Source organism: Curtobacterium sp. MCBD17_028, from assembly GCF_003234875.1.
Classification (GTDB): Bacteria; Actinomycetota; Actinomycetes; order Actinomycetales; family Microbacteriaceae; genus Curtobacterium.
Genome location: NZ_QKTQ01000003.1, coordinates 99768 through 123386 on the forward strand (window position 1 = coordinate 99768; position 23619 = coordinate 123386).

22 protein-coding genes are annotated in these 23619 nt (G+C 73.1%); 5 read left to right on the forward strand and 17 right to left on the reverse strand.

The window, feature by feature from the left end; genetic code table 11:
• The first annotated feature begins 47 nt into the window (after positions 1-47).
• A complete protein-coding gene (locus DEI86_RS04930; RefSeq protein ID WP_111048958.1) occupies positions 48-818 on the forward strand; it encodes an HAD-IIB family hydrolase in 771 nt (256 codons plus the stop codon).
• A 167-nt stretch (positions 819-985) separates the two neighbouring features.
• Here the strand turns inward: DEI86_RS04930 and DEI86_RS04935 are convergent, their stop codons facing one another.
• Positions 986-1612, reverse strand: a complete 627-nt coding sequence (locus DEI86_RS04935) for a phosphoribosylanthranilate isomerase (protein WP_111009656.1) — start codon at positions 1610-1612, stop codon at positions 986-988.
• Between the two features lie 209 nt (positions 1613-1821).
• Positions 1822-2889, reverse strand: a complete 1068-nt coding sequence (locus DEI86_RS04940) for a serine/threonine-protein kinase (RefSeq protein ID WP_111027539.1) — start codon at positions 2887-2889, stop codon at positions 1822-1824.
• Positions 2890-3065: 176 nt separating this feature from the next.
• Here DEI86_RS04940 and DEI86_RS04945 point away from each other — a divergent pair, with 176 nt between their 5' ends.
• Entirely contained in the window at positions 3066-3266 is a 201-nt protein-coding gene (locus DEI86_RS04945; RefSeq protein ID WP_111009884.1) for a DUF2945 domain-containing protein, read from the forward strand.
• Between the two features lie 153 nt (positions 3267-3419).
• Here DEI86_RS04945 and DEI86_RS04950 read toward each other — a convergent pair whose 3' ends face one another.
• The 14 genes from DEI86_RS04950 to DEI86_RS05015 form a co-directional block, all read right to left on the reverse strand.
• Entirely contained in the window at positions 3420-4085 is a 666-nt protein-coding gene (locus tag DEI86_RS04950; RefSeq protein ID WP_111012258.1) for a DedA family protein, read from the reverse strand.
• A gap of 217 nt (positions 4086-4302) precedes the next feature.
• Positions 4303-4866: a DUF2231 domain-containing protein gene (locus DEI86_RS04955; protein ID WP_111048959.1), complete on the reverse strand. Its 564-nt coding sequence runs from the start codon at positions 4864-4866 to the stop codon at positions 4303-4305.
• Positions 4867-5014: 148 nt separating this feature from the next.
• Positions 5015-6208 (reverse strand): ABC transporter permease, encoded by a 1194-nt coding sequence (locus tag DEI86_RS04960; RefSeq protein WP_111009660.1) that lies wholly within the window; start codon positions 6206-6208, stop codon positions 5015-5017.
• Positions 6205-7023: an ABC transporter ATP-binding protein gene (locus tag DEI86_RS04965; protein WP_111048960.1), complete on the reverse strand. Its 819-nt coding sequence runs from the start codon at positions 7021-7023 to the stop codon at positions 6205-6207. Before DEI86_RS04965 ends, DEI86_RS04960 begins: the two co-directional genes overlap by 4 nt.
• Positions 7020-8111, reverse strand: a complete 1092-nt coding sequence (locus DEI86_RS04970) for a peptidoglycan-binding protein (RefSeq protein WP_111009662.1) — start codon at positions 8109-8111, stop codon at positions 7020-7022. Before DEI86_RS04970 ends, DEI86_RS04965 begins: the two co-directional genes overlap by 4 nt.
• 44 nt (positions 8112-8155) lie before the next feature.
• Positions 8156-8710: a hypothetical protein gene (locus tag DEI86_RS04975; RefSeq protein WP_146244862.1), complete on the reverse strand. Its 555-nt coding sequence runs from the start codon at positions 8708-8710 to the stop codon at positions 8156-8158.
• A gap of 68 nt (positions 8711-8778) precedes the next feature.
• Positions 8779-9312: a hypothetical protein gene (locus tag DEI86_RS04980; RefSeq protein ID WP_146244863.1), complete on the reverse strand. Its 534-nt coding sequence runs from the start codon at positions 9310-9312 to the stop codon at positions 8779-8781.
• 47 nt (positions 9313-9359) lie between these two features.
• Positions 9360-10568 carry a HAMP domain-containing sensor histidine kinase gene (locus tag DEI86_RS04985; protein WP_111027537.1) on the reverse strand — a complete coding sequence of 403 codons (1209 nt, stop codon included), beginning with the start codon at positions 10566-10568 and terminating at the stop codon, positions 9360-9362.
• 50 nt (positions 10569-10618) lie between these two features.
• Entirely contained in the window at positions 10619-11272 is a 654-nt protein-coding gene (locus DEI86_RS04990; protein ID WP_111009666.1) for a response regulator transcription factor, read from the reverse strand.
• A 182-nt stretch (positions 11273-11454) separates the two neighbouring features.
• Complete coding sequence (locus DEI86_RS04995; RefSeq protein WP_111009667.1) at positions 11455-13623, reverse strand: ATP-dependent Clp protease ATP-binding subunit; 2169 nt, start codon at positions 13621-13623, stop codon at positions 11455-11457.
• Positions 13624-13696: 73 nt separating this feature from the next.
• Positions 13697-15190: an MFS transporter gene (locus tag DEI86_RS05000; RefSeq protein ID WP_111049054.1), complete on the reverse strand. Its 1494-nt coding sequence runs from the start codon at positions 15188-15190 to the stop codon at positions 13697-13699.
• Positions 15187-16038, reverse strand: coding sequence for an SDR family oxidoreductase (locus DEI86_RS05005; protein WP_111009668.1), 852 nt, complete (start codon positions 16036-16038; stop codon positions 15187-15189). The genes DEI86_RS05000 and DEI86_RS05005 overlap by 4 nt, the downstream gene beginning before the upstream one ends.
• A gap of 215 nt (positions 16039-16253) precedes the next feature.
• Positions 16254-16526 (reverse strand): twin-arginine translocase TatA/TatE family subunit, encoded by a 273-nt coding sequence (gene tatA / locus DEI86_RS05010; RefSeq protein WP_111009886.1) that lies wholly within the window; start codon positions 16524-16526, stop codon positions 16254-16256.
• 147 nt (positions 16527-16673) lie between these two features.
• Positions 16674-19490: a glycoside hydrolase family 2 protein gene (locus DEI86_RS05015; RefSeq protein ID WP_111048962.1), complete on the reverse strand. Its 2817-nt coding sequence runs from the start codon at positions 19488-19490 to the stop codon at positions 16674-16676.
• Between the two features lie 247 nt (positions 19491-19737).
• Here DEI86_RS05015 and DEI86_RS05020 point away from each other — a divergent pair, with 247 nt between their 5' ends.
• From DEI86_RS05020 to DEI86_RS05030, 3 genes are all read left to right on the forward strand, one after another.
• Positions 19738-20163, forward strand: coding sequence for a pilus assembly protein CpaE (locus DEI86_RS05020; protein WP_111012416.1), 426 nt, complete (start codon positions 19738-19740; stop codon positions 20161-20163).
• A gap of 266 nt (positions 20164-20429) precedes the next feature.
• The gene (locus DEI86_RS05025) at positions 20430-21266 is read left to right on the forward strand and encodes an aldo/keto reductase (protein ID WP_111009671.1); all 837 of its coding nucleotides are present in this window, start codon (positions 20430-20432) and stop codon (positions 21264-21266) included.
• Positions 21267-21373: 107 nt separating this feature from the next.
• Positions 21374-22360 carry a hypothetical protein gene (locus tag DEI86_RS05030; RefSeq protein WP_111048963.1) on the forward strand — a complete coding sequence of 329 codons (987 nt, stop codon included), beginning with the start codon at positions 21374-21376 and terminating at the stop codon, positions 22358-22360.
• 78 nt (positions 22361-22438) lie between these two features.
• Here DEI86_RS05030 and DEI86_RS05035 read toward each other — a convergent pair whose 3' ends face one another.
• On the reverse strand, positions 22439-23587 hold the full coding sequence (locus DEI86_RS05035) for a class I SAM-dependent methyltransferase (RefSeq protein ID WP_111012250.1): 1149 nt from the start codon (positions 23585-23587) through the stop codon (positions 22439-22441).
• Positions 23588-23619: the final 32 nt, after the last annotated feature.

The following is a 23619-nucleotide window of genomic DNA, read 5'->3' on the forward strand; positions in this document are numbered from 1 at the left end:
CTCGTGCACCCTCCTGCCGCCCCGGCGCCTCTGCCAGGATGGTCGCCATGCCCGTACCCCGTCTCGTCGCCTTCGACCTCGACGACACCCTCGCCCCGTCGAAGTCCCCGCTCGACCCCCGCATGCTCGACACCTTCGCCCGCCTGCTCGACGCCGTCCCCGTCGCCGTCATCTCCGGCGGCCAGTTCGCCCAGTTCGACCAGCAGCTCGTCGCCCCGCTCCGGGCCCGTGAGGGCCTCCGCCTCGACGACCTGCACCTCATGCCGACCTGCGGTACCCGCTACTACCGCTGGCTCGACGCCGACTGGCGCCTGGAGTACGCCGAGGACCTGACCGAGGACGAGCGCACCCGAGCGATCGCCGCCGTCGAGGACCAGGCGAAGCAGGCCGGCCTGTGGGAGACCGAGACCTGGGGGCCGATCATCGAGGACCGAGGCTCACAGATCACGTTCTCGGCGCTGGGACAGGCCGCTCCGGTCGACGCGAAGAAGGCGTGGGACCCCGACGGCAGCAAGAAGGACCACCTCAAGCGGCTCGTGCAGGCGCAGCTCCCCGACCTCGAGGTCCGCTCGGGCGGCTCCACGTCGATCGACATCACCCGCAAGGGCATCGACAAGGCGTACGGGATGACGAAACTCGCGCAGATCACGGGCATCGCGCTCGACGACATGCTGTTCGTCGGCGACCGCCTCGACCCGGAGGGCAACGACTATCCCGTCAAGGCGCTCGGCGTCCCCTGCCACGCGGTCACGGGCTGGCCGGACACCGCCGACTACCTCGACGAGCTCATCCCCCGCTTCCGCGCGCCCGTCGTCTGACGCCGGCCCGCGGATGCGTCGGCCGGGAGGCCCGGCCCGGCCCCGTCCCTCCTGTCCGGCCCCGCAGGTGCGCGCGTGGACGACGAGTGCGCCTGCAGACGACGGCGCAGTTGTCGTCGGCGCGCGCCCGCGACACCGCGGCCCGCTCCTCGCCTCCGCGCGGCAGGTCAGGCGATGCTGCGGACGGCCTCGACGAACGCCCGGATGCGCGCCGGGTCCTTGACGCCGCGCGAGGACTCGACGCCGCTCGACACGTCCACGCCGTCCGGGTCCAACAGCTGCACGGCGGCGCGGACGTTCGCCGGCGTGAGTCCACCCGCGAGGATCCAGGCCTCGTCGACGCGTCCGGCGATCGTGCTCGGGTCGACGAGCTTGCCGGCCCCGGGTTCCGCTGCGTCGAGCAGGAGCAGGTCGTGGTCGTACGCGGCGCGCTGCTCGGGCGTCTCGCGGAGGTAGTCCTGGGCCGCCACCGCCCGGATCGTGAAGAACCCGGCGTCGCGAGCGCGCGCGAAGTCCGAGGGGGTCTCGTCGCCGTGGAGCTGGAGCGTCGTGAGCCCCACCGCCGAGGCGACCCCGACGATCTCGTCGATCTCCTGGTCGCGGAACACCCCGACCGCGTCGATGCCCTCCGGCACCCGCTCGACGAGTTCCTTCGCCTGGTCGGCCGTGACCGTGCGAGGGCTCCCCGCCGCGAACACGAAGCCGAGCGCATCGGCTCCGGCGTCGATCGCGGCGTCCACCGTCTCGGGGGTCGACAGTCCGCAGATCTTGATCCAGAGGGCGTCGGTGGTCATGCTCCGATCCTGCCCGACCGCACCTGCGCTGTCACGGCAGCGGGTCCGTCGGCGTCGCCCCGGGCGTTTCCCGTGTCCCTCGGTGCTCGACCCGTGCCGACCCCGCCGGGCGAGAGCGCACGACGCGTCGTGCACCCTCGGCGGAAGCACCCGACGACTCGCGCACTCTCGGCGGAAGCACCCGGCGCGCCGTGCACCCTCGGCGTCGTCTAGTGCACGGCAGCGCCGAGCAGGTACGACCCGAAACAGGCCGCGACGACGCCGATGCCGGCCAGGCTGCCGACGATCGTGTTCCGGCGGCGCCACCGCCGCACCGCGTCGAACGTGCCCCGGCGGGTGTGCCGGTGTGCGGCGCGGTGCAGCCGGTGCTCGGCACGGTGCGACGAACGGGAGGACCGGGTCCGGCCGAGCGGGACCGGTCCCGTGACGCGGGACGCGCCTCCACGCAGGACGCGGGCGACGGTGACGGCGCTCGGTCGCTCCTCGGGTTCACGCGACGTCATCGCCACGAGGAGGTCACGCCACTCGCTGCCGACCGTCTCGGGGATCTCGGGGTCGTGCTGCAACCGGGCGAGGGCGGCCTCGATGACCGTGCCCGAGTACTCCTGCTTGCCGGTGAGGGCCTCGAGGAGCACCAGGCCGAGGGAGTACACGTCGGTCGCGAACGTGATGGACTCGCCCGCGACCTGCTCGGGGCTGAGGTACGCGGCGGTACCGATGATCGTGCCGTCGCCGGTGAGGCGGGAGCCGTCGACGAAGTGGGCGACGCCGAAGTCGGTGAGCTTGACGGTGCGGGCGAACCCGGCGGACCCCTCGTCGTTGATGAGGATGTTCGCCGGCTTGACGTCCCGGTGCACGATGCCGCGGGCGTGCACGTACGCCAGGGCGTCGGCGAGCTGCGCCCCGAGCGAGGCGACCTCGTAGTTGTGCAGGGGTCCGTCGGCGAGGCGGCGCAGGAGCGTCGGGTCGGAGATGAGCTCCATGACGATGAACCGGTGGGGCCCGTCGACGAGTTCGTGGGTCCCGGCGTCGTACAGCGGGATGAGTCCGGGGTGGCTCAACATGCTCAGCAGCCGGATCTCGCGCTCCTGGCGGACCCGGTCCGCGTGCGTCATCGACTGGGGCGTCGCGAACAGCTTGATGGCGACGTCACGGTAGGTGTGCTCGTCACGGGCGCGGTACACGGTCCCCATGCCGCCGGTGCCGATCACCTCCGTCAGCCGGTATCGCCCGGCGAGGACGGTGTCGGCCGTCACCGTGCTGGAGACCAGACTCATTCGGGTTCGTCGATCCTCTCGGGGCGCCGGGGGTGCGCAGGGCGCCGCTGGGTGGGCGACGCACCGTCCACGCTACGCGTGCACCTCCGGCGCGCATGCCGTGTTATCCACTTGTGACCGGTGGATGTACCGCGAGCGCTGCACGTCCTCGCAGGCCGCCGGGTACGGTCCAGCGCATGGCGATCCACGAGGGCGACGAGGTGCACTGGAACACCTCGCAGGGCGAGACGACCGGCACCGCGCGCGAGAAGAAGACGAAGGACTTCACGTTCGACGGGCAGGACTTCAAGCCCACCGACGACGACCCGTACTGGATCGTCGAGTCGGCCAAGTCCGGCAAGAAGGCCGCGCACAAGGAGTCGGCGCTCCGGTCCTGAGGGCAGTTCCCCGGCCGTACCGGTGATCCCGGCGGCACCTGCGCGCGTCGACGACGACTGCGCGTGCTGGCGCGAGCGCAGTTGTCGTCCGCGCGCGCACGACCCGCCCACGACGAGCGCGCACGACGAGCCGCGCAGTCGGGTTCGAGGGGCTCAGCCCCGCTGGCGGCGCTCCCGCCCCCGACGCCGGACGCGCCGCACGACGAACACGGCGACGACGGCCACGAGCGCGGCGTACACACCGCGGTCGATCCACGCCGACCAGCCCTCGAGCAGCTCCCACCGCGAGCCGAGCGCCGCGCCCGCGAGGACGAGCGCCGTGTTCCACACGACGCTGCCGAGCACGGTGCACACCGAGAACGTCACGAGGTGCATCCGCCCGGCGCCGGCCGGCAGCGAGACGAGGCTCCGCACGCCGGGCACGAGCCGCCCGAGGAACACCGCCGCCGCTCCGTGCCGGTCGAACCAGTGCGCGGCGCGACGCAGGTCGTCCTCGTCGACGAGCGGCAACCGCGCGGCCCACCCGATCGAGCGCTCGAGGCCGACCCGGGCCCCGAGCGCGTAGAGGGCGAGCGCCCCGAGCCACGAGCCGATGGTCGCCGCGACGAGGACGAGCGCCAGGTCCATCGCTCCCGCGCCGGCGAGGAACCCGGCGAGGGGCAGGATGACCTCGCTCGGGATCGGCGGGAACACGGTCTCCGCGAACAGCAGGAGTCCGACGCCCCACTCGCCCAGGCGGTCGACCACCTCGAGCACGAACCCCGTGAGGCCGCCGACCCCGCTCGGACCGTCGGTGCGGGCGGTGGCGGTCATCGTCATGCCCGCACGGTACCGACGGCGCCTGGACACGCGGTGCCGTGTGGCCGGACACCCCCTCGGAGTGGGAACGGGAGGCGGCGCCCAGTCGGACGCCCGCCTCCCGCCGATGCCACCCCGGCATCTCCACCCCGGCGCCACCCCTGACGCCGGAGACCCCCGGACACTACCGCGTCCGGCCGTGTGCGACCAGTCCCGCCGGTGGCACCCTGCAGCGGTCTCAGGCGCCGACGGGAGGACGCTCGAACGGCACCTCGCCGTGTTCGCTCACGCCCGCGCGCTGGCGGTAGGACAGGTGCCCACCGAGGTAGCCGCCGCCGGACACGACCACGAGTCCGAGCATGCCGAGGGCCTTGCCGCGCAGGTGGTTCCCGCGCTTCCGCTGCCACCACGACAGCCCGTAGAGCGTCATCGCGGTGCCGTTCACCACGGCGTGCACGTACCCCGTGCGCTGCTGCTCGCGGTCGAGCTCCGACCAGTCGATGAGCCCGGCCGTGGTCGCGACGCCGGCCGACACCACGCCGACGCCGACGAGCGTTCGGGACGACCGGTGCGTCCCCGGCAGCAGGTCGAGCAGGGCCGAGGACAGCCACGCGCCGAGGGGTACCTGGACCATGAGCGGGTGCAGCGGGTGCCCGAACGGCACGCCGTGCAGCAGCTGCTTCAGGGCGTCGGGCTGGACGAGGGCCTTGACGGCCTTCACGTCGACGTCGATGAGCTTGTCGAGCACGCTCGCGTGCTCGATCGCGCTGGTCAGACTCTGCAGTGCACGGATCTCCCGCATGACGCTCCCTCGGATCGGCTGTCCCAGACCGTAGTCGGCGGACGGGAGGCCCGCTCGGGTCGGTCCCGGACCTCCCGGCCGGTACGCAGGAACCTGGGAACGGGAGGCACGGCGACCCTCCGGTGCCGCGTCTCCCGTCCGTTCCGGGTCATGCGGCCGCGAGCGCCGACGTCGGCGGGATCCGTGCCGCCCGCGCGGCTGGGTAGATGCCCGAGACGCCACCGATGAGGACGGTCGCCCCGACCCCGCCCAGGACGGCCCACGCCGGGATCGCGACCGGCCACCCCTGCGCGAGCGCGAACCCGACCGTCACGGCGACCCCGATCGTGACGCCGGCCACGCCGCCGAGGAGCGACAGGAGCAGCGACTCGACGAGGAACTGGTCGCGGATGTCCCGTCGGCGTGCCCCGAGCGACCGGCGGACCCCGACCTCGGCTCGGCGCTCGAGCACCGTGATGACCATGGTGTTCGCGACGCCGATGCCGCCGACGAGCAGCGCGACACCGCCGATACCGACGAGCAGGCCGGTGAACGAGTCCTGCGACGCGTTCTTCGCGGCGAGCGCGTCGGAGGGCCGGGTCACGGCGACGTCCTTCGGGTGGAGGGGACTGATCGACCGGGGCAGCCGTTCGCGGGCCTCGGCGACCGCGTCCGGGTCCACGCGCGTGAGGATCTGCGTCGGATGCCCGTCGAACCCCATCCCTGCGGCCGTGGAGCGCGGGATGAACACCTGCGTGTCGAGCTGCGGCGCGAGGGCGAGTGGCTCGAGGATCCCGACGACCGCCAGCCGATGTCCGTCCGTCCAGATCGCGGTGTCGTCCGTGACCCGGTCGATCCCCAGGCGCTTCGCCGCTTCCGCACCCAGGACCGCCTGCTCCGGCGCGGATGCGTCGTCCGCGCCGACGAGCCAGTGCCCCGCGGCGAACCGACCGGCGAGCACGCGCGGGACGTCGCCGAACGCGGCCACGAGGCCGATGCCCTTCGACTCGAGCGCGGGGACCCGGGCGCTCCGGTAGACGCGTCCATCCTCGACGCGTCCGACACCGGCGGCGTCGAGGACGTCGGACTGTCGGACGGCCGTCGACACCCCGTCGACGGGGAGCGGTTCCGGCTCGCCGAAGCCGGTGGCCTGCTGTGCCGCGAGCACGTTCGTCCCGAGCGCGTCGAGCAGGGCGTCGAGCTTCGCCTTGCTCGAGCTCGAGATGCCGACCACCGCGACCATCGCGGCGATGCCGATCGCGATGCCGAGCGCCGAGAGGACGACCCGGGTGGGACGCGTCCGCAGCCCGAACAGTCCGAGCCGCACCAGGTCGCCGGCGTGGACGTGCCCGGTCGCGGTCATGCCCGCGCCTTCGTCCCCGTGCCCGCTGCCCGGATCGCGTCGGCGAGCGTCGTGGCGTCGACGCGCGCACCGCGTCCGTCGTGCCCGTCGCCTCCGCCGTGGGTCTCGTCGGCGATCCGGCCGTCGCGCATGCGCACCTGCCGGGGCAACGAGGCCGCGAGCTCGAGGTCGTGGGTGATCACGAGCACCGTGGTGCCCCCCGCGTTGAGTTCACGGAGCAGGTCGAGCACCGCTGCGCCCGACGCGGTGTCGAGCGCGCCCGTCGGCTCGTCGGCGAGGAGCACGGTGGGGTCGCCCACGATGGCCCGGGCGATCGCGACGCGCTGCTTCTCGCCGCCGGAGAGTTCGTGCGGACGGTGGTCGAGCCGGTGTCCGAGCCCGACCCTGCGGAGCGCGTCCGCGGCCCGTTCGGTGCGCTCGCGGCGGCCGGTGCCCGTGTAGAGCAGGCCGTCGGCGACGTTCTCGACGGCGGTGGCGCCCTGCGCCAGGTGGAAGTGCTGGAACACGAACCCGATGTGGTCCGCGCGGAGCCGCGACACCGCGTCGTCGGACATCGTGCCGACGTCGTGCCCGGCGATGACGACCCGGCCCTCGGTCGGCAGGTCGAGGGTGCCGATGATGTTGAGCATCGTCGACTTGCCGGAGCCACTCGGCCCGACGACCGCGACGAGTTCGCCCGCCGACACCCGCAGGTCGATCCCGCGCAGGGCCTCGACCTCGCCGTACCGCTTCGTGACGCCCTCGAGGACCAGGACGCGGCCCTCCGGGTCGTCCGGCACCGTCGTCCGCCGGGGCACGGTCGCGACCGCGGTCATGACGGCACCACCACCCGGTCGCCCTCGTGGACCCCGCCGCTGACCTCGACGCGCCCGTCGGCCGCGAACCCGACCTCGACCGGTACCCGCTCGGTCTCGCCCGACGCCCGGACACGATCCACGGCGTACCCGTCGCCGCGCGCGGCCAGCAGTGCCCCGACCGGGACCGAGAGCACCCCCTTCCGCGTCTCGCCCTCCACCTGGACGTCCACGCCAGCCGCCTCGGCCACGCCCGACGGGACCGCGGCACGGAGGTCGATCTCGACGACCAGGCCGCCGTCGTCCGACGACGGGTCCGCGCCGACCGAGCGCACCGTGCCGTCGACGTGCTCGGTCGATCCGGAGAAGCCGACCGAGACGGTGGACCCGACCGGGAACGAGCCGGCAGCGAGTTCGTCGATCGGGACCGTCACCGTGCGGGTGGTGCTCGTGTACCCGTAGAGCGGTCCACTCGCCGGGGAACCGACCGTGGCCTTCGGCTCGGCGACGCGGACGTCCCCGTCCACGAAGGCGATGTCGTCCGCCGTGAGCCGTCCGGTCACCGCGAACCCGCGGTCCCGCTGCCACTGACGCACCGCCGCGGCCGTCCGAGTGCCGAAGCGGTCGTCCTGCGCGACGTCGTACCCGAGGGCAGCGAGGTTCCGGTTGAGCTGCGCCACGTCGGTCCCACGCAGGCCCCGTTCGAGCGGACGCCACAGTGGGACCGCGCCGTGCATCGCCCGGACCGGCCGTTCGTCGCGCCAGTACAGCGCCTCGTCCCGGTGCACGACCTGTCCGTAGTCGGGCAGGCCGGTCAGGGTGCCGCTCCCGGACCCGAGCAGGTCCTTCGGCGTCCCGTGGCCGAGCGTGCCCGCGAACGTGCGGCGTTCCGTGAGGTCGCCCCGGACGACGGGTGCCGTGGGGCGTCCGTCCGCGGTGCGCTTCGGCGCTCCGCCCCCGGAGGACGGGGTCGCGCTCGCGGACGCGGCCTTGCCGGGCGCGGCGACCGCGCGATCGTCCTCGGGCACGACGGTCGTCACCGCGACCGTGGCGCTCGCGACCACCACCACGACCGCGGCGCCGACGGTGACCGCCGTCCCGCGGCGCACCCGCGTGGGCCGCGTGGGTCGTCGCGCCGGCCGTACGCGGCGGCTCACTTCGCGATCTCCGCGCCGTGGACCTGCTTCCAGCACGTCTCCTCGGCCGCGAGGAACGCGCTCGAGGGCGGGTCACCGGGGTCGTAGTCCACCTGGCCGTGCACGGGGTCGGGGTAATCGGTGATCCCGTGCTCGCGCATGCACCGGGACACCTCGGGATCGGCGTCCACCGCCTCCGCGGGCTCGGCACCACCGGCGCGTTCCTCCGCGCACGACACGAGTGCACGCTGGTAGGCGTCGGGGTCGACGCCTTCCGGTACCGCTGCACGTTCGCCCCCCTGCGTCGGGTCGCTGTCCTCCATCGGGATCCCCCGGTCCCGCATGCACGCCGAGAACGCGTTCGCGTCCGTGCTCGGTGCCGACGAGCGGGTGCGGCCCGCCTCGTCCCGCCCGCTCTCAGCCGCGCAGCCGGTCGCGCCGGTCACGCTGAGCAGGGCGAGGACGACGGCGAGCGTCACCCGGACCCCGTGGGTCGGTACCGACCCGCCGAGTCCGGAGCGCCGTCCGTCATCGCGGAGCGACCTCGTGGTCGTGGTCGTGGTCATGGTCATGGTGGTCCTCCTGTGCGTCGTGGTCGCCGCCTCCCGGCGACCGGGTTCGGTGAACGGCGTCTCCCGGGTCATCCGGTCGTCCCCCAGTCGGCGAGGTACCGATCGCTGCACTCCTCGTCGGCCTGCGTGACGGTCGGTGAGTCGCGCAGCGGTTCCTCGGCGTACTTGCCGTAGTCGAGCCCCGATTCCGGCTCCGGCTCCGGGAAGTCGTCGAGGCCGTGCTCCCGCATGCACGCCGAGAAGTCGCGGAGCTCCTGGTCCCAGATGGCCTTCTGCTCGTCGGAGGCCCTGGGCGCGTCGTCCCCCCGGCAGCTCGCGGAGGCGCGTTGGAACGCGTCACCGTCCGCGCCGGACGGAGCACGGACGACTCCGGAGGACCACTCCGCCTCGGACGGGTCCTCGATGTCGAACCCCGCGTCCCGCATGCAGGAGCCCCACGCGGCGGCGCCGACGGAGCTGGAGCCCCCGCGCGAGGACGAGGATCCGGGCGCGTCGGAGCACCCGGACAGGACGACGCTCACCGCGAGCGCCATCGTGGAGGACAGGAGGAGCGCCGCACGGGGCCTCCTCCGCGGCCGGTCGGTGTCACTGGTTCGTTCCATGCGGACAGTCCAGCGGGCGGGCCGTTTCGCGGGCGTCCGGTCGACGGTCACACGGGCGAAACACCGTGGACGCGGACCACCAGGCCGCCCGCCGACCGGGGCGTGATCGCCAGGCGCCACCCGTGCGCCCGCACGACGGCGTCGACGACCGACAACCCGATGCCGCTGTGTCGACGGCCCGGGTGTTGCTGCTCCGCGCGCGTGAACGGCTCGGTCAGGGTGCGGGCGGTCTCCGGTGACACGAGTGGCCCGCTGTTCTCGACGACGAGCCCGTCGTGGGTCACCTCGATGCGCACGAACCCGTCCGGTCGGTTGTACTCGAGCGCGTTGTCGACGAGGTTCTCGACGAGGTGCCGGACGAGCACCGGATCGCCCGCCACCCGGAGGCCGTCGCCCGGCTGGACGTGGAGGTCCAGGCCCGCGGACCGCGCACGAGTCCGGGACGCGGCCGCGGCGCCCTCGACGACGTCCGCGAGGTCGACCTCCTGGGCCCGACCGGTGACACCCCGTTCCGCCTCCGCCAGGTCGAGCAGGCCCTCGACCAACTGTTCGTTCCGCCGGTTCGCGTCGAGGAGCTCCTGGCGGACGGCGCGGATCGTGTCGGGGTCGGCGTCGTCCTCGAGCCCGATCTGGATCGCGGCCCGTTGCAGGGCGAGCGGCGTCCGCAGCTCGTGGGAGGCCTGGGCGACGAAGCGGCGTTGCCCCTCGAACGCCTGCTCGAGCCGTCCGAACAACGCGTCGATCGTGTCCGCGAGCCGTCGGACCTCGTCGTCGGGGCCGCCGAGGTCGATGCGTTCGTGCAGGGTCGTCGCCGAGATCCGCTCCGCGGTCGCGCGGATCACACCGATCGGACGGAGCACGGCCCGGGCGACCAGCCAGCCGGCACCGGCGGCGACCAGGCCGGCCGTCCCGATGCCGACCGCCGACCACAGCCACTGCTGCGACGCCACCAGCTGCCCGACACGGGCGACCCCGGCGACGGACCCGCTCGGGCCGGTGTGCCCCTCCGGAGGGGGCGCACCCGGCAGCGCCGCGCGCGCCGACGCGGTCGCCTCGGGGACCGTCCACACCGGGCTCGCGCTCGTGCCGCACCCCGCGACGTCGGCACGGGGACACGCTCCGCCGTCGTCGAGTTCGAGCACCGTCACGATCCCGCGCTGCGTCATGAGGTTCACGAACACCAGGACCGCCGCGGCGAGCACCATCGACAGGCCGCCGAACGCCACCGCGGTGCGCGTGTGGATGCTCCACCGCATCCGCGGTCCTCGACCGGGGCGCGACCCGTCGGCGCGCCCCGACCCGGTCGTCACAGCGCGTACCCCTTGCCCGGCACCGTCCTGATCGGATCGGGCTCACCGAGCTTGCGGCGGAGCTTCGACATCGTCACGCGCACGGCGGACGTGAACGGGTCGACGTTGACGTCCCACACCTTCTCGAGCAGCTCCTCCGCGCTCACCAACCGGCCGTCGGCCCGGAGGAGGACCTCGAGCAGCCCGAACTCCTTGGGCGTCAGGTCGAGCGGGCGTCCGTCGCGGGTGGCCATGAGCCGGTTCGTGTCGAGCACGATCCCGTCGTGCCCGAGCACCGGCGGGGCAGCGGGGGCGCTCCGGCGGCCGAGTGCCCGCACCCGCGCGACGAGCTCCGGGTACTCGAAGGGCTTGGGCAGGTAGTCGTCGGCGCCGAGCTCGAGCCCGGCCACGCGGTCCGCCAGGGTCGTCGCGGCGGTCAGCATGAGCACCCGCGTGCACCCACCACGGGCGGTGCAGCGACGAGCGACCTCGTCGCCGTGGAGCCCGGGCAGGTCACGGTCCAGGACGACGACGTCGTAGTCGTTCACCGCCAGGAGTTCGTCCGCCTCGTCGCCGCGGAACACCACGTCGACGGTCATCCCCTGCCGTTCCAACCCACGGGCGATCAACTCGGCGAGGGACTGCTCGTCATCCACCACCAGCACCCGCATCCCGTGGAGGGTAGGGCCCCGGGTCCGTGATCCGCACCTTCCGTGTACACGACATGGCGCTGCCCACGCGATGTCTCACCCGCCGGATCGCCCGGAGGCACGGCGTCGGTCACCCGCACCACGGACGGGAGGCGCGGCGTGCGTCCTCCGCACCCCGCGCCTCCCGTCCGTCCCGCCGAGCGCTACTCGACGAACTCCGGCACCACGAACGGCTCGACCGTCAGCGACTCCCCGTCGTCGGCGACGTCGACGCGGACGGTGTCGCCGTCGCGGACGTCGCCCGCCAGCAGTGCCCGGGCGAGCTGGTCGTCGATCTGCCGCTGCATGAGGCGACGCAGCGGCCGCGCGCCGTACACCGGGTCGTACCCGCGCTCCGCCAGCCAGGTCCGGGCCGAGGGCGTGACCGCGAGCTCGAGCCGACGGTCCGTGAGCCGCGTCGCGAGCCGGTCGACGGAGAGCGACACGATCTGACCGAGGTCGTCGGTCGTCAGCGCCTGGAACACGACGATGTCGTCGAGGCGGTTGACGAACTCCGGCCGGAACGCCTGCTGCACCATGGCGCGGACGGACTCCTCGCGCTCCGCAGCACCGAGCGACGGGTCGGTCAGGAACTGCGACCCGAGGTTCGACGTGAGCACGAGGATCGTGTTCCGGAAGTCCACCGTGCGGCCCTGACCATCGGTCAGACGGCCGTCGTCGAGCACCTGGAGCAGGACGTCGAAGACCTCGGCGTGCGCCTTCTCGACCTCGTCGAGCAGGATCACGGAGTACGGGCGGCGACGGACGGCCTCGGTGAGCTGGCCGCCGGCCTCGTACCCGACGTACCCGGGCGGGGCGCCGATGAGTCGCGCGACCGAGTGCTTCTCGCCGTACTCGCTCATGTCGATGCGGACGAGGGCCTTCTCGTCGTCGAACAGGAAGTCGGCGAGCGCCTTCGCGAGCTCCGTCTTGCCGACGCCGGTCGGGCCGAGGAACAGGAACGACCCGGTCGGGCGGTCGGGGTCGGAGATGCCCGCCCGGGAACGCCGGACGGCCTCGGACACGGCCGTGACGGCCTCGCGCTGACCGATGATCCGCTTGCCGAGTTCGGTCTCGAGGTGCAGGAGCTTCTCGGTCTCGCCCTGGAGCAGCCGCCCCATGGGGATGCCGGTCCACGCGGCGATGACGGCGGCGATGTCCTCGTCGGTGACGCGGTCGTTCACCATCTGCGGACCGGCCGGCTCGTTGCGCTCGGCCTCCGCGAGTTCCCGCTCGATCACCGGGATCTCGCCGTAGAGCAGCCGGGAGGCCCGCTCCAGGTTGCCTTCGCGCTGGGCGCGCTCGGCCTGCATGCGGAGGTCGTCGAGCCGGGTCTTCAGTTCGCCGACGCGGTTCAGGGAGGCCCGCTCGAGCTCCCAGCGCTGCTGCAGCTCCGTCAAGCGCTCCTGCCGCTCCACGAGGTCGGCGCGGAGCTTCTCGAGGCGGTCCTTCGAGGCGTCGTCCTTCTCCTTCTTGAGCGCGAACTCCTCGAGCATGAGGCGGTCGACGCTCCGCTTCAGCTCGTCGATCTCGACGGGGCTCGAGTCGATCTCCATCCGGAGGCGCGACGCGGCCTCGTCGATGAGGTCGATGGCCTTGTCGGGCAGCTGCCGACCGGTGATGTAGCGGTCGCTCAGGGCCGCGGCGGCGACGAGGGCGGAGTCGGCGATCGTGACCTTGTGGTGCGCCTCGTAGCGCTCCTTGAGCCCGCGGAGGATCGCGACGGTGTCCTCGACGCTCGGCTCACCGACGTACACCTGCTGGAACCGGCGTTCGAGCGCGGCGTCCTTCTCGATGTACTCGCGGTACTCATCGAGCGTGGTCGCCCCGATCAGGCGGAGCTCACCGCGGGCGAGCATCGGCTTGAGCATGTTCGCGGCGGCGACGGAGCCCTCACCCCCGCCGGCGCCCATGAGCGTGTGGAGTTCGTCGATGAACGTGATGACCTGGCCGTCGGAGTCGTCGATCTCCTTGAGGACGGCCTTGAGGCGCTCCTCGAACTCGCCGCGGTACTTGGCCCCGGCGACGAGCGCGGCGAGGTCGAGCGAGACGAGCCGCTTGTCCTTGAGGCTGTCGGCGACGTCACCGGCGACGATGCGCTGCGCGAGCCCCTCGACGACGGCGGTCTTGCCGACGCCGGGCTCGCCGATGAGCACGGGGTTGTTCTTGGTCCGGCGCGTGAGCACCTGCGAGATCCGGCGGATCTCCGAGTCGCGTCCGATCACCGGGTCGAGCTTGCCGCTCCGCGCGATCGCCGTGAGGTCGACGCCGTACTGCTCGAGTGCGGTCTTCTGCTGCTCTTGCGACGCGGGAGCGCCCTGCAGGTTGGCCATGGGGGCGTCCTTTCCTGTGGTCCTGATGTCCTGGTGCGGTGGTTCCGGCACCTTGAGTCCTGTTGACTCAAGTTTACTCCGACGGCACGGCGTCCGCCAGCGTCGGGCGATCGCGGCGCGGGTTCCTGATGCCGATCGCCGACACGGTGCCGCCCGCCACGAGCAACGCGGCCATGACGACGACCGCGCGGTGGAAGCCGGCCACGCTCATGCCGTCGGCGCCGAGCACGACCCCCGCCAGGGCCACGAGCACCAGGCTCGCGATCCGTGCGACCGCGTTGTTCACGGCCGAGCCGACACCCGCCCGCGTCTCCGCGACGGACCCGAGCACGGCACTCGTCAACGGCGCCACCATGAGGGTCAACCCGACACCCATGAGGAGCATGCCCGGGAACACGGTCGCGAAGTACCGCGGGCGGTCCCCGGCGCCGAGCATGACCAGGACGCCGAGCCCCGCGAGCACCGGACCGCCCGCCATGAACCACCGGGGCCCCGTGCGGCCGGACCACCGCCCGACCGTCGTGGAGAACCCGAGCAGCACGAGCGTCGGGGGCAGGGTCGCCACGCCCGCCAACCAGGCGGAGAGCCCCCAGACCTCCTGCAGGAACAGCGTCACCGTGAACCCGGACAGGCCGAGCGCGCCGTAGACCGCGAGCGTCGTGAGGTTCCCGACCGTGAACGACCGGGCACGGAACAGGTCGAGGGGCAGCAACGGGGCCGCCACGCGGCGCTCCCACGGCACGAACACGGCGAGCGCCCCCACCCCGACGGCGAGTGCGACGACCACGAGCGGCGACGCCCACCCGAGGCGCTCCTGCTCGATGAGACCGAGGACGAGCGCCCCCACCCCGAGCACGGCGAGGCCGGCACCCACGACGTCGATCGCGGGCCGGTCCGTCGCGCGCACGTCCCCGGTGACCCGACGGACGAGCGGGATCGTCACCGCGATCGGCGCCGCCGTGAGGACGAACACCCAGCGCCAGCCGATCGAGTCCACCACGACCCCACCGATCACGGGCCCGGCGATGACCGACGCGCTCGACCACGCCGTCCACGTGCCGATCGCCCGGGCCCGTGCCGCACCCCGGTACGCGGCGATGACGAGCGCGAGCGAACTCGGCGTCACGAGCGCGCCCCCGACGCCCTGCACGGCCCTCGCGCCCACGAGCACGCCGCCCGTCGGGGCGATCGCACACGCGACCGACGCGAGCCCGAACAGGACGAGTCCCCAGGTGACGACCCGGACCCGCCCGACGAGGTCGGACACCGAGCCCGCGACCAGGATGAGCGCCCCGAGGGTCACGAGGTAGGCGTCGACCGTCCACTGCTGCACGACGATCCCGCCGCCGAGCTCCCGGCCGATCGACGGCAGGGCGACGTTCACGACGCTGCTGTCGAGGCCGACGACGAACGTGGCGAGGACGGCGACCACGAGCACGACGCGACGGTCGCGGTGGAGGGGTGCCGGGCCTCCCGGCCGATCGGCGTCGACGCTGCCGGACGCGCCGGACGCGCCGGACGCGCCGGATCCGTCGGAGGCGCCGGATCCGTCGGCCCCGTCGGTCATCCGGCGGCCGGCTCGCCGGCGTGCGTCCCGCCCTGCGCAGCGAGCGACACCGGCTCCCACTCCACCCAGGTCCGCAGGCGGTCGGCGTAGAGCGTCTTGACGAGGTGCGTCGGCTGCTCCCCGAACAGCACCCGCAGGGGCTTGTCGTCGGCGTCGACGATGCGGAGCAGCGCCGCCCCGGTCGCCGTGGGGTCACCCCGGCCGGCACTCGCGGCGGCCCGCCCCGCGAGGACCTGCTCACGGAGCCCGTCGTACGCCGGCAGGGGCGCGGAGTGCCGGGCGCTCGACCCGGCCCAGTCCGTCGAGAACCCGCCGGGCTCGACGAGCGTCACGTCGACGCCGAAGCCGCGCACCTCCTGGGCGAGGGCCTCGGTCAGCCCCTCGAGCGCCCACTTCGACGCGTGGTACGCCCCGATCATCGGGAACGCCGCGATGCCGCCGATCGTCGAGATCTGCACGATGTGACCGGAGCCCTGCGCCCGCAGGATCGGGAGCACCGCCTGCGTCACGTGCAGCACCCCGAACAGGTTCGTGTCGAGCTGGTCCTGGAGCTCGGCGTCGGTGAGCTCCTCGACGAACCCGAAGTGGCCGTACCCGGCGTTGTTGACCACCACGTCGAGGCGTCCGAATCGTTCGTGCGCGCGGCGGACCGCGTCGTCGACCTGCGCGCGGTCGGTGACGTCGAGCGTCAGCGGCAGGACCGCGTCGCCGTAGGCGGCCACCACGTCGTCGAGCGTCGCCGCGTCGCGCGCCGTCGCCGCGACCCGGTCACCGCGCCCCAGGGCAGCGAGGGCGAACTCACGGCCGAGTCCGCGGGACGTGCCCGTGATGAACCACACCTTGCCCATGGGGGCCTCCTCTCGGCGCCCACGCGTCGGGCACCGCCACCGACGCTATCCCCGGGAACGACGAGACCGCCGCGCCTCACAGAGGCTGCGGCGGGAACGACGAGACCGCCGCGCCTCACAGAGGCTGCGGCGGTCTCGGTCCCGGGGCTGGGAGTCCTCCGGCGGTGCCGGCGGGGCTTGCAGCGGGCCGCGCGCGGCGACCCGGACGCGGTGTCTCAGACGCGGTGGTCCGACTGCGGCTGGACCGACGGGGCCGGGTTGAGGACCGGCTCCTGCTGCACGGTCGGCTGCACGGTGCCGGCCTGCGGCGCCGCCGTCGTGGTGGTCGTCGTGGTCGGAGCGTCGTGGTTGGTCTCCATCTCCTTCTTGAAGATGGTGATCGACTGCCCCAGACCCTTGGCGAGGGCCGGCAGCTTCGTCGCACCGAACAGCAGCACGATGATGCCGAGGATGATGATCAGGTGGATGCCGGTGAGGCCCTGGAACATGATGTCCACTCCTTGTCTGGAACTCGTCGGGAGCGCATCGCCGTCGAAGCGACCCCGGGGAGTCCGTGATGCTCCATGGTACCGCCGCCTCGCCCGGAAGCCCAGTGGCACCGGGATGCTCTCAGGACAGGCTCGGTGCCGCCCGGGCTAGCGGGTACTGGCGGCCGCGGCCTCGTCCGCGAGCACCCGGTCGAGCGTGAGCAGCACGGGCGCCCGCACGAGCTCGGCGCTCCGGTCGGCCCGGACGCCGTCGAGCCGGAAGGGCACGCGCTCCCCCGGCAGCAGCGTCATGAACCCGCGGTCGACACGGCCCGTCGGACTCACCCGGTCCGGCTGGACGAGCAGGTCGCGGACGAGCCCCTGCGCCTCGACCGTGAGCACCGACCCCGACGCGGCGTCCTCGACCCACACGCGGTACTCGGCCGGCCGCCAGTGCATCTCCTGGTCCGGCAGGGGCGTCCACACCGCCCGGCGCCAGTCCATGTCCGCCACGATGAGTTCCTCGGCGGGGTCGTCGACGACACCGACGTGGTCGGGCACCGCGAGCCGCAGCACGCCCGGTCCGGCGAGCTCGACCGGCAGGACGACCTCTTGCAGGATCCGTCCGGTCAGGTCGATCCGTCGCACCCGCACCGTGGTCGTCAGTCCCCGCCGGGAGGACCGGATCGCGATCTCGACGGGCACGCGGCGGTCCGCCTCCCGGTCGCGTCGTCGACCGCGCACGGTCCCGGGGTCGAGGACCGCGGTGTCCGCGAGGTCCCCGAGGGCCTCCTCGTCGCTGCCGACCGTCGGACGGCTCGGCTCGGTGGCGGGGTCGGCCGCCCCGGGGACGGGGAGGGACAGGGTCGCGGGGTGCGCGCCTCCCGGGTCGGCGGCACGGTCCCGTCCGTCGAGGGGCCGGTCCCGCTCCCCCGCCGCGGGTGGCTCGATCGGCACGATCGCCAGGAGCACGTCGTCGTACAGGCGGCGCAGCTCGTGGAACAGGGGCTTCGGACGTCCGGCACCGTCGACGGCCGACCACGACGCGACCGGCCACAGGTCGTTGAGCTGCCACACCACGACGCCCGTGTTGTGCGGCCAGTGGGTGCGCCAGTGCTCCACACCCGTCGCGATCGCCCGGGTCTGCTGCAGCTGCGTCAGGTAGTGCCAGCGGTCGAACACGTCGTCGGTGTCGCCCTGCGGCACGGGGAACCGCGGCGCGAGGCCACGGGCGAGCTTGCCCATGCCGTCCTCGGCCTTCTGGTGGTGCACGACGCCGGGCGACGTCGGGGTCATCGGGTCGTCGTCGACGGCCTCCCGGATCGTCCGCCACTGCGGGGGTGCCTGCCAGCCGAACTCGCTGACGAACCGCGGCACGCTGTCGCGGTAGTGCTCGTCGCCGATCTGGTTCCAGACCTGCCACGAGTGGTGGGTCTCGTGGTCGACGTCGTTCGCGTACACGCGCTCGTCGCCGGACCAGGGGCTCGCCGCCGTGTAGAAGCGCGACGGGTCCACCGCGTCGACGATGGTCGGCAGCAGGTCCAGGTAGTAGTCGAGGCCCCACGGTCGGTCACCGAGCTCCGCCGCCCAGCCCATGTCGTCGTGGAGCCAGATGTTCTCGTTGTTGCCGTTCCAGACGACCAGGCTCGGGTGCCGGCTCAGGCGCGCCACGTTGTCCCGGGCCTCGGCGATGACCTCGGAGCGCATGGGCTCGCCCTCGGGGTACGCGGAGCAGGCGAACAGGAAGTCCTGCCAAACGAGCAGGCCCCGGGCGTCGCACTCCTCGTAGAAGTCCCGCGACTCGTACACGCCGCCGCCCCACACCCGCACGAGGTTCGCGTTGCACGCCGTCGCCTGGGCGAGCCGCGCGGCGTACCGGGCACGGTCGACCCGGGACACGATGACGTCGTCGGGGATCCAGTTCACCCCGCGCACGTCGATCGGCACGCCGTTCACCACGATGGTGAAGGGGCGGCCGGTGGCGTCGGGCTCGGTGTCGACCCGGAGGGACCGGAAGCCCGTCCGGAACACGTCGCGGTCGAGGACCTCGCCGTCGGTGGTCTGCACCTGCACCTCGACGTCGTACAGCGCCTGCTCGCCGTACCCCCGGGGCCACCAGAGCCGTGCGTCGGGGATCCGGACCGTCACGACGGCCTCGTCCTCCTTCGGCGTCACCGTCACCCGCGACCGCTGCTTCGTGTCGTGCCCGGACACCGTGACGACGAGCACGAGGTCGTCGTCCTCACCGTCGTGGTCGCGGTCCGCCGTCGTCGCACCGGCCGGCGTCGGACCGGAGCGTTCGATCGCGATGTGCGCGTCGAGGACGCCCTCGCCCGCCTCGACGTCGACGAGCGGACGGACGTCGCGCAGCCGGGCGGTCGACCAGCGCTCGATCGCGATCGGCCGCCAGGGTCCGCTCGTCACGCACGTCAGGCCCCAGTCCCAGCCGAAGTTCGACGCCATCTTCCGCACGTACGCGAACGGCTCGTCGTAGGGGCCGGGCATGCTGCCGAACCGGTCCGCCATGCGCTCGGTCTCGCGGTAGGGCGACTCGAACAGGATCTCGAGCTCGCGGTCCGTGCGTTCGTTCGTGCCCCCGGTCCGGTCCCGCAGGTCGAACCGGTAGCGCCGGTGCATGTTCCGTGTCGACCCGATCGACACGCCGTCGAGGGACAGCGACGCCACGGTGTCGAGACCGTCCGCGACGAGGTCGACCCGGTCGTGTCCGCGCGGGTCGACGTCGATCCGCCGCCGGTACGCCCAGTCGGCCTGGCCGACCCAGCGCACGAGCTCCTCGTCGCGGTTGCGCGTCGGGTCGGGCACGAGGCCCACACGCTCCAGGTCCGTGTGGATCTGCCCCGGCACCGTCGCCGGGATCGCCGTGCCGCGGACCCCGGCCGGGATGCCTATGGGCACCCCGCTCGTGGCGTCCTCCGCGAGCATGGCGGTCCAGTCGGTTCGCAGTTCCTCGCGTTCGAGGGTCATCTGGGTCCTTCTCTCGGCCCCGCGCTGCGGTGCCGGCGGTCGGGACACGGTGCGGCATCGGCCGCGTCGGGCCCCCACCGCTCCGGTCGTCGTCACCTTGCGGCGCGGTCCCCGGACCTCCCGGGGACGCCGCCTTGAGCTGCGACGGAATGTTAGTCCCTGCGTCCACGACACTCCGTCAGACTCCGTGTACCGGCGGTCGGCGGCACCCGAGTCCGGATCCACCACCGCGTGGCATGGTGGAGCCATGATCAGCGTCGACCTGGCCCGGACCCTGCGCGAGGCGGGACTCCGGTGGCACCCCGAGACCGGGGACCGCTTCGTCATCGACAAGCCCGGGGTCGACGACGACGTCTACACCGTGTCCGAGATGACGATCGAGAAGCACGAGTACCCGAGCGGCACGATCCTCGGCTTCAACGGCACGACCGAGTGGGCGCTCGACTCCGTGGCGGCCGACGACGCACTCTGGATCCCGCGCGAGGACCAGCTCCGGACGCTGCTCGGGCCGGCGTTCGTGGGGCTCACGCGCATCGAGACCGCGGACCGGGGCGTCGTGCACACCGTGACCTGCCGCATCGACGACGTCGAGCGGACCTTCGCCGCACCGGACGCCGCGACGGCCTACGGCGAGGCGCTGCGCTCCTACATCACGGCCTCGCTGGCCATCTGAGGGACCGGGCCCGATCACCGGGCGGGAGGCGGGGCTCCCGGACCGGACCTGCCGCGGGCTGCTGCCGGGCCTCCGGGCCGGGCCGGACCCGCTCACGGGGCGGTGCCGGGCCTCCCGGCCGGACGCGCCAGCCGGACGGGTGCCGGGCCTCCCGGCCGACCCCAGCCGGACGTTCCCGGAGCGTCCGCTCGGAGCGGGGTGTTGACTCGACGGGTGCCGCTCGGCACGGGTGCCGCACGGCACCACCACCCAGACGAAGGAGCACCGTGACCAGCACCGTTCCCGACATCACCCTGAACGACGGCCGCACCATTCCGCAGCTCGGCTTCGGGGTGTTCCAGATCCCCGCGGAGCAGACCAAGGAGGCGGTGCTCACCGCCCTCGAGGTCGGCTACCGCCACATCGACACGGCCGAGATGTACGGCAACGAGAAGGAGGTCGGCGAGGCCGTCGCCGCATCGGGGATCCCCCGTGAGGAGATCTTCATCACCTCGAAGCTCAACAACGGGTTCCACGCTCCCGACGCCGCGCTCGAGAACGGCAAGAAGTCGGCCGAGCTGCTCGGTGGGTACATGGACCTGTTCCTCATCCACTGGCCGCTGGCGACCGTGATCGACTTCGTGCCGACGTGGAAGGCGCTCGAGGAGCTCTACCACGCGGGGACGTCCCGCTCCATCGGCGTCTCGAACTTCCAGGCGCACCACCTGCACCGTCTGCGCGACGAGACCACGGTCACCCCCGCGGTGAACCAGATCGAGGTGCACCCCTACCTCGTGCAGGACCCGCTGCGTGCGGCCGACAGCGAGCTCGGGATCGCCACCGAGGCGTGGTCCCCGATCGCGCAGGGCCTCGTGCTCGACGACCCGACGATCACCCGCATCGCCTCGGCCCTCGACAAGACGCCCGCGCAGGTCGTGCTCCGCTGGCACATCCAGCGCGGCGACATCGTGTTCCCGAAGTCGGTCACCCGATCCCGCGTCGAGGAGAACTTCGCCCTGTTCGACTTCGAGCTCTCGGGCGAGGACATGACCGACATCACGTCGCTCGACAAGGGGCAGCGGACCGGGCCGGACCCCGACACGTTCGACTACGTGCCCGCCTGAGGCCCGGCGCGCGCGGCTCCGCTCCCGCAGCTGCTCATCCAGACGACAAGTGCTCATGCGCCCGCATGCGCACTTGTCGTTCCCGTGAGCATCGCGACGAGAAGGCTGTGGAGAACGTCGGGACACGGCCGTTCGTCGGGCAGCATCTGCTGATGCTCGAGGTCCTCCGTGTCGACGCCCGCACGCCCGACGACGTCGCGCGGAGTCGGCAGCGTGCTGCGTCCGATGCCCGCGGGGCACCGGTGCGGGAGGGCCTGCTCCGGCTCGCGACGGGTGCCTACGTCCGTCGGGACGACTGGGAGGCCGCGGACCGCCGGACTCGTCACATCGCCAGGATCGCCGCCGTCGCACCACTGATCCGCGAGGGACGCGTCGTCGCGCACCGTTCCGCAGCGGCGCTCCACGGCTGGCCCGCCCTGGATGGCTGGCCCTCGCAGGTCGACCTCGCCGAGCGCGGGCGTGTCCGACTCGACCGTCGGGCGCGATCCGTCGCGCTGCACCCCATGACGGCGGACGCCCACGAGCTCCGCGAGGCGCTCGGGGCACTCGTCCCGGTGCACGACCCCGCCGTGGTCGCGGCGGACATCGCTCGCGCGGCGACGTTCCCGGAGGCCGTCGTGATGCTCGACCACGCGGTGCGATCCGGCGTCGACCGGCAGCGCGCCGAGGAACTCGCGAGTGGGGCCGGTGCTCGTGGCGCGGCCCGTGCTCGCCGGGCCTTCGCATTCGCCGACGGTCGCTCTGAATCGGTGGGCGAGTCCTTGACGCGCGTCGTGCTCCACGAGCTCGGCGCCCCGCCGCCGGTCCTGCAGCACGAGTTCCACGCCCCGGACGGAGCACTGGCGCGGGTGGACTTCTGGTTCCCGGACCAGGGCGTCGTCGTCGAGTTCGACGGTGAGGTCAAGTACCGGGACCGGGCGATGCGCGCCGGCCGCGACCTCGAGCAGGTCGTCATCGACGAGAAGTACCGGGAGGACTGGGTCCGCGCCGTGCCGGAGGTCCGCTCCTTCGTCCGGGTCCGCTGGGCGCAGCTCTTCCGGCGGGCAGCGTTGGCCGCGGTGTTCCGTCGGGCCGGACTTCCCCTGGCCGCATGAGGCTGGTGTGCACGCGGACGACAACGGGACATGCGGCCGCATGCGCAGTTGTCGTGCCCATGCGCATCAGCGACGAGCTCAGCGGCGCGTCGAGGCCGTCACCGTGAACTTCGGGGTGCGCGTGACCTGCCGGGTCGGCCCCACGAGGCGCTCCAGGATCGGCCGGTAGCGCAGGTGCGAGTTCCAGACGACCCAGAGCTCGCCGCCGGGGCGGAGGACCGTGGCCGCGTGCCGGAACATCTCCACCGCGACGTCCGTGGTCACCGCGGTCTCGTCGTGGAACGGCGGGTTGCACAGCACGAGGTCGGCGCTCTCGTCGTCGAGCTCGTCGCCGGCGTCGGACCGCACCGTCGTCACCCGGTCGCCGACCCCCGCGAGGTCCGCCGTCAGCCGCGCCGAGGTCACGGCCGACGTGGCGACGTCGGTCGCGACGACGTGCACCCCACGCCGACGGCGCGCGACCGCGGTCGCGATCACACCGCTGCCGCACCCCAGGTCGACCACGTCCCGGGCGCCGGGCACCGCTTCGTCGACCACGTCGAGCAACACCCGCGTGCCCTGGTCGAGCGCGGTGCCCGCGAACACCCCGCCGTGCGCGGCGACGGTGAACCCGAGTTCGTCCGAGAACACCCGTCGGGGCCACGGGTCCGTGATCGAGGCCCGGTTCGCCGCGGCCCGGAGCGGGTCCGTCGCGACGAGCAGGCGGGAACGGTGGCGTCCCCGGCTGGCCGTGACGTCACCGAACGAGCGGCGGAGGACGTCGTTCTGCGACAGCGTCATGTACTTCGTCCGGCCCCCGGCCAGGAGCACGACGTCGGGAGCGGCGAACCGCGCCACCGATCGGGCGATCTCGTCGAGCCGGTCGAGCGACTTCGGCAGGCGGAACAGCACGAGGCGCGCGTCCTCGAAGGCCTCCTCGTCGTTCTGCGGGTGCTGGAAGCCGCCCCGGCCGAACGTGCCGGCGTTGGCGGCGAGCGCCCGCTCCCCCACGAGCGAGTCCTGCAGGACGCGGACCTCGCTCGCGCCGTGCAGCGCGATCACACCGAGGGTGAGCACCCCGAACTGGTCGTCGACGACGGTGACGGCGCCGGGGTGCCGGAGCGCGTCGCCGTGGATGAGCGGCGCCTCGTCGAGCATGAACCGGTCGGTGCCGTCGATCGCCATGAGATCGGGCTCCTCGACCTCCGGGAAACGCCGGAAGTGGTCCACGAAGTCGAACGAGGGCATCGTGGGAGGCTACCGGGCGGCGCTGGGAACGC

Coding starts and splice junctions, on each gene's coding strand:
- DEI86_RS04930 (WP_111048958.1), top strand. CDS start 48: ATGCCCGTACCCCGTCTCGTCGCCTTCGACCTCGACGACACCCTCGCC.
- DEI86_RS04935 (WP_111009656.1), bottom strand. CDS start 1,612: ATGACCACCGACGCCCTCTGGATCAAGATCTGCGGACTGTCGACCCCC.
- DEI86_RS04940 (WP_111027539.1), bottom strand. CDS start 2,889: ATGAGTCTGGTCTCCAGCACGGTGACGGCCGACACCGTCCTCGCCGGG.
- DEI86_RS04945 (WP_111009884.1), top strand. CDS start 3,066: ATGGCGATCCACGAGGGCGACGAGGTGCACTGGAACACCTCGCAGGGC.
- DEI86_RS04950 (WP_111012258.1), bottom strand. CDS start 4,085: ATGACGATGACCGCCACCGCCCGCACCGACGGTCCGAGCGGGGTCGGC.
- DEI86_RS04955 (WP_111048959.1), bottom strand. CDS start 4,866: ATGCGGGAGATCCGTGCACTGCAGAGTCTGACCAGCGCGATCGAGCAC.
- DEI86_RS04960 (WP_111009660.1), bottom strand. CDS start 6,208: ATGACCGCGACCGGGCACGTCCACGCCGGCGACCTGGTGCGGCTCGGA.
- DEI86_RS04965 (WP_111048960.1), bottom strand. CDS start 7,023: ATGACCGCGGTCGCGACCGTGCCCCGGCGGACGACGGTGCCGGACGAC.
- DEI86_RS04975 (WP_146244862.1), bottom strand. CDS start 8,710: ATGACCATGACCACGACCACGACCACGAGGTCGCTCCGCGATGACGGA.
- DEI86_RS04980 (WP_146244863.1), bottom strand. CDS start 9,312: ATGGAACGAACCAGTGACACCGACCGGCCGCGGAGGAGGCCCCGTGCG.
- DEI86_RS04985 (WP_111027537.1), bottom strand. CDS start 10,568: ATGCGGTGGAGCATCCACACGCGCACCGCGGTGGCGTTCGGCGGCCTG.
- DEI86_RS04990 (WP_111009666.1), bottom strand. CDS start 11,272: ATGCGGGTGCTGGTGGTGGATGACGAGCAGTCCCTCGCCGAGTTGATC.
- DEI86_RS04995 (WP_111009667.1), bottom strand. CDS start 13,623: ATGGCCAACCTGCAGGGCGCTCCCGCGTCGCAAGAGCAGCAGAAGACC.
- DEI86_RS05000 (WP_111049054.1), bottom strand. CDS start 15,190: ATGACCGACGGGGCCGACGGATCCGGCGCCTCCGACGGATCCGGCGCG.
- DEI86_RS05005 (WP_111009668.1), bottom strand. CDS start 16,038: ATGGGCAAGGTGTGGTTCATCACGGGCACGTCCCGCGGACTCGGCCGT.
- tatA (WP_111009886.1), bottom strand. CDS start 16,526: ATGTTCCAGGGCCTCACCGGCATCCACCTGATCATCATCCTCGGCATC.
- DEI86_RS05015 (WP_111048962.1), bottom strand. CDS start 19,490: ATGACCCTCGAACGCGAGGAACTGCGAACCGACTGGACCGCCATGCTC.
- DEI86_RS05020 (WP_111012416.1), top strand. CDS start 19,738: ATGATCAGCGTCGACCTGGCCCGGACCCTGCGCGAGGCGGGACTCCGG.
- DEI86_RS05035 (WP_111012250.1), bottom strand. CDS start 23,587: ATGCCCTCGTTCGACTTCGTGGACCACTTCCGGCGTTTCCCGGAGGTC.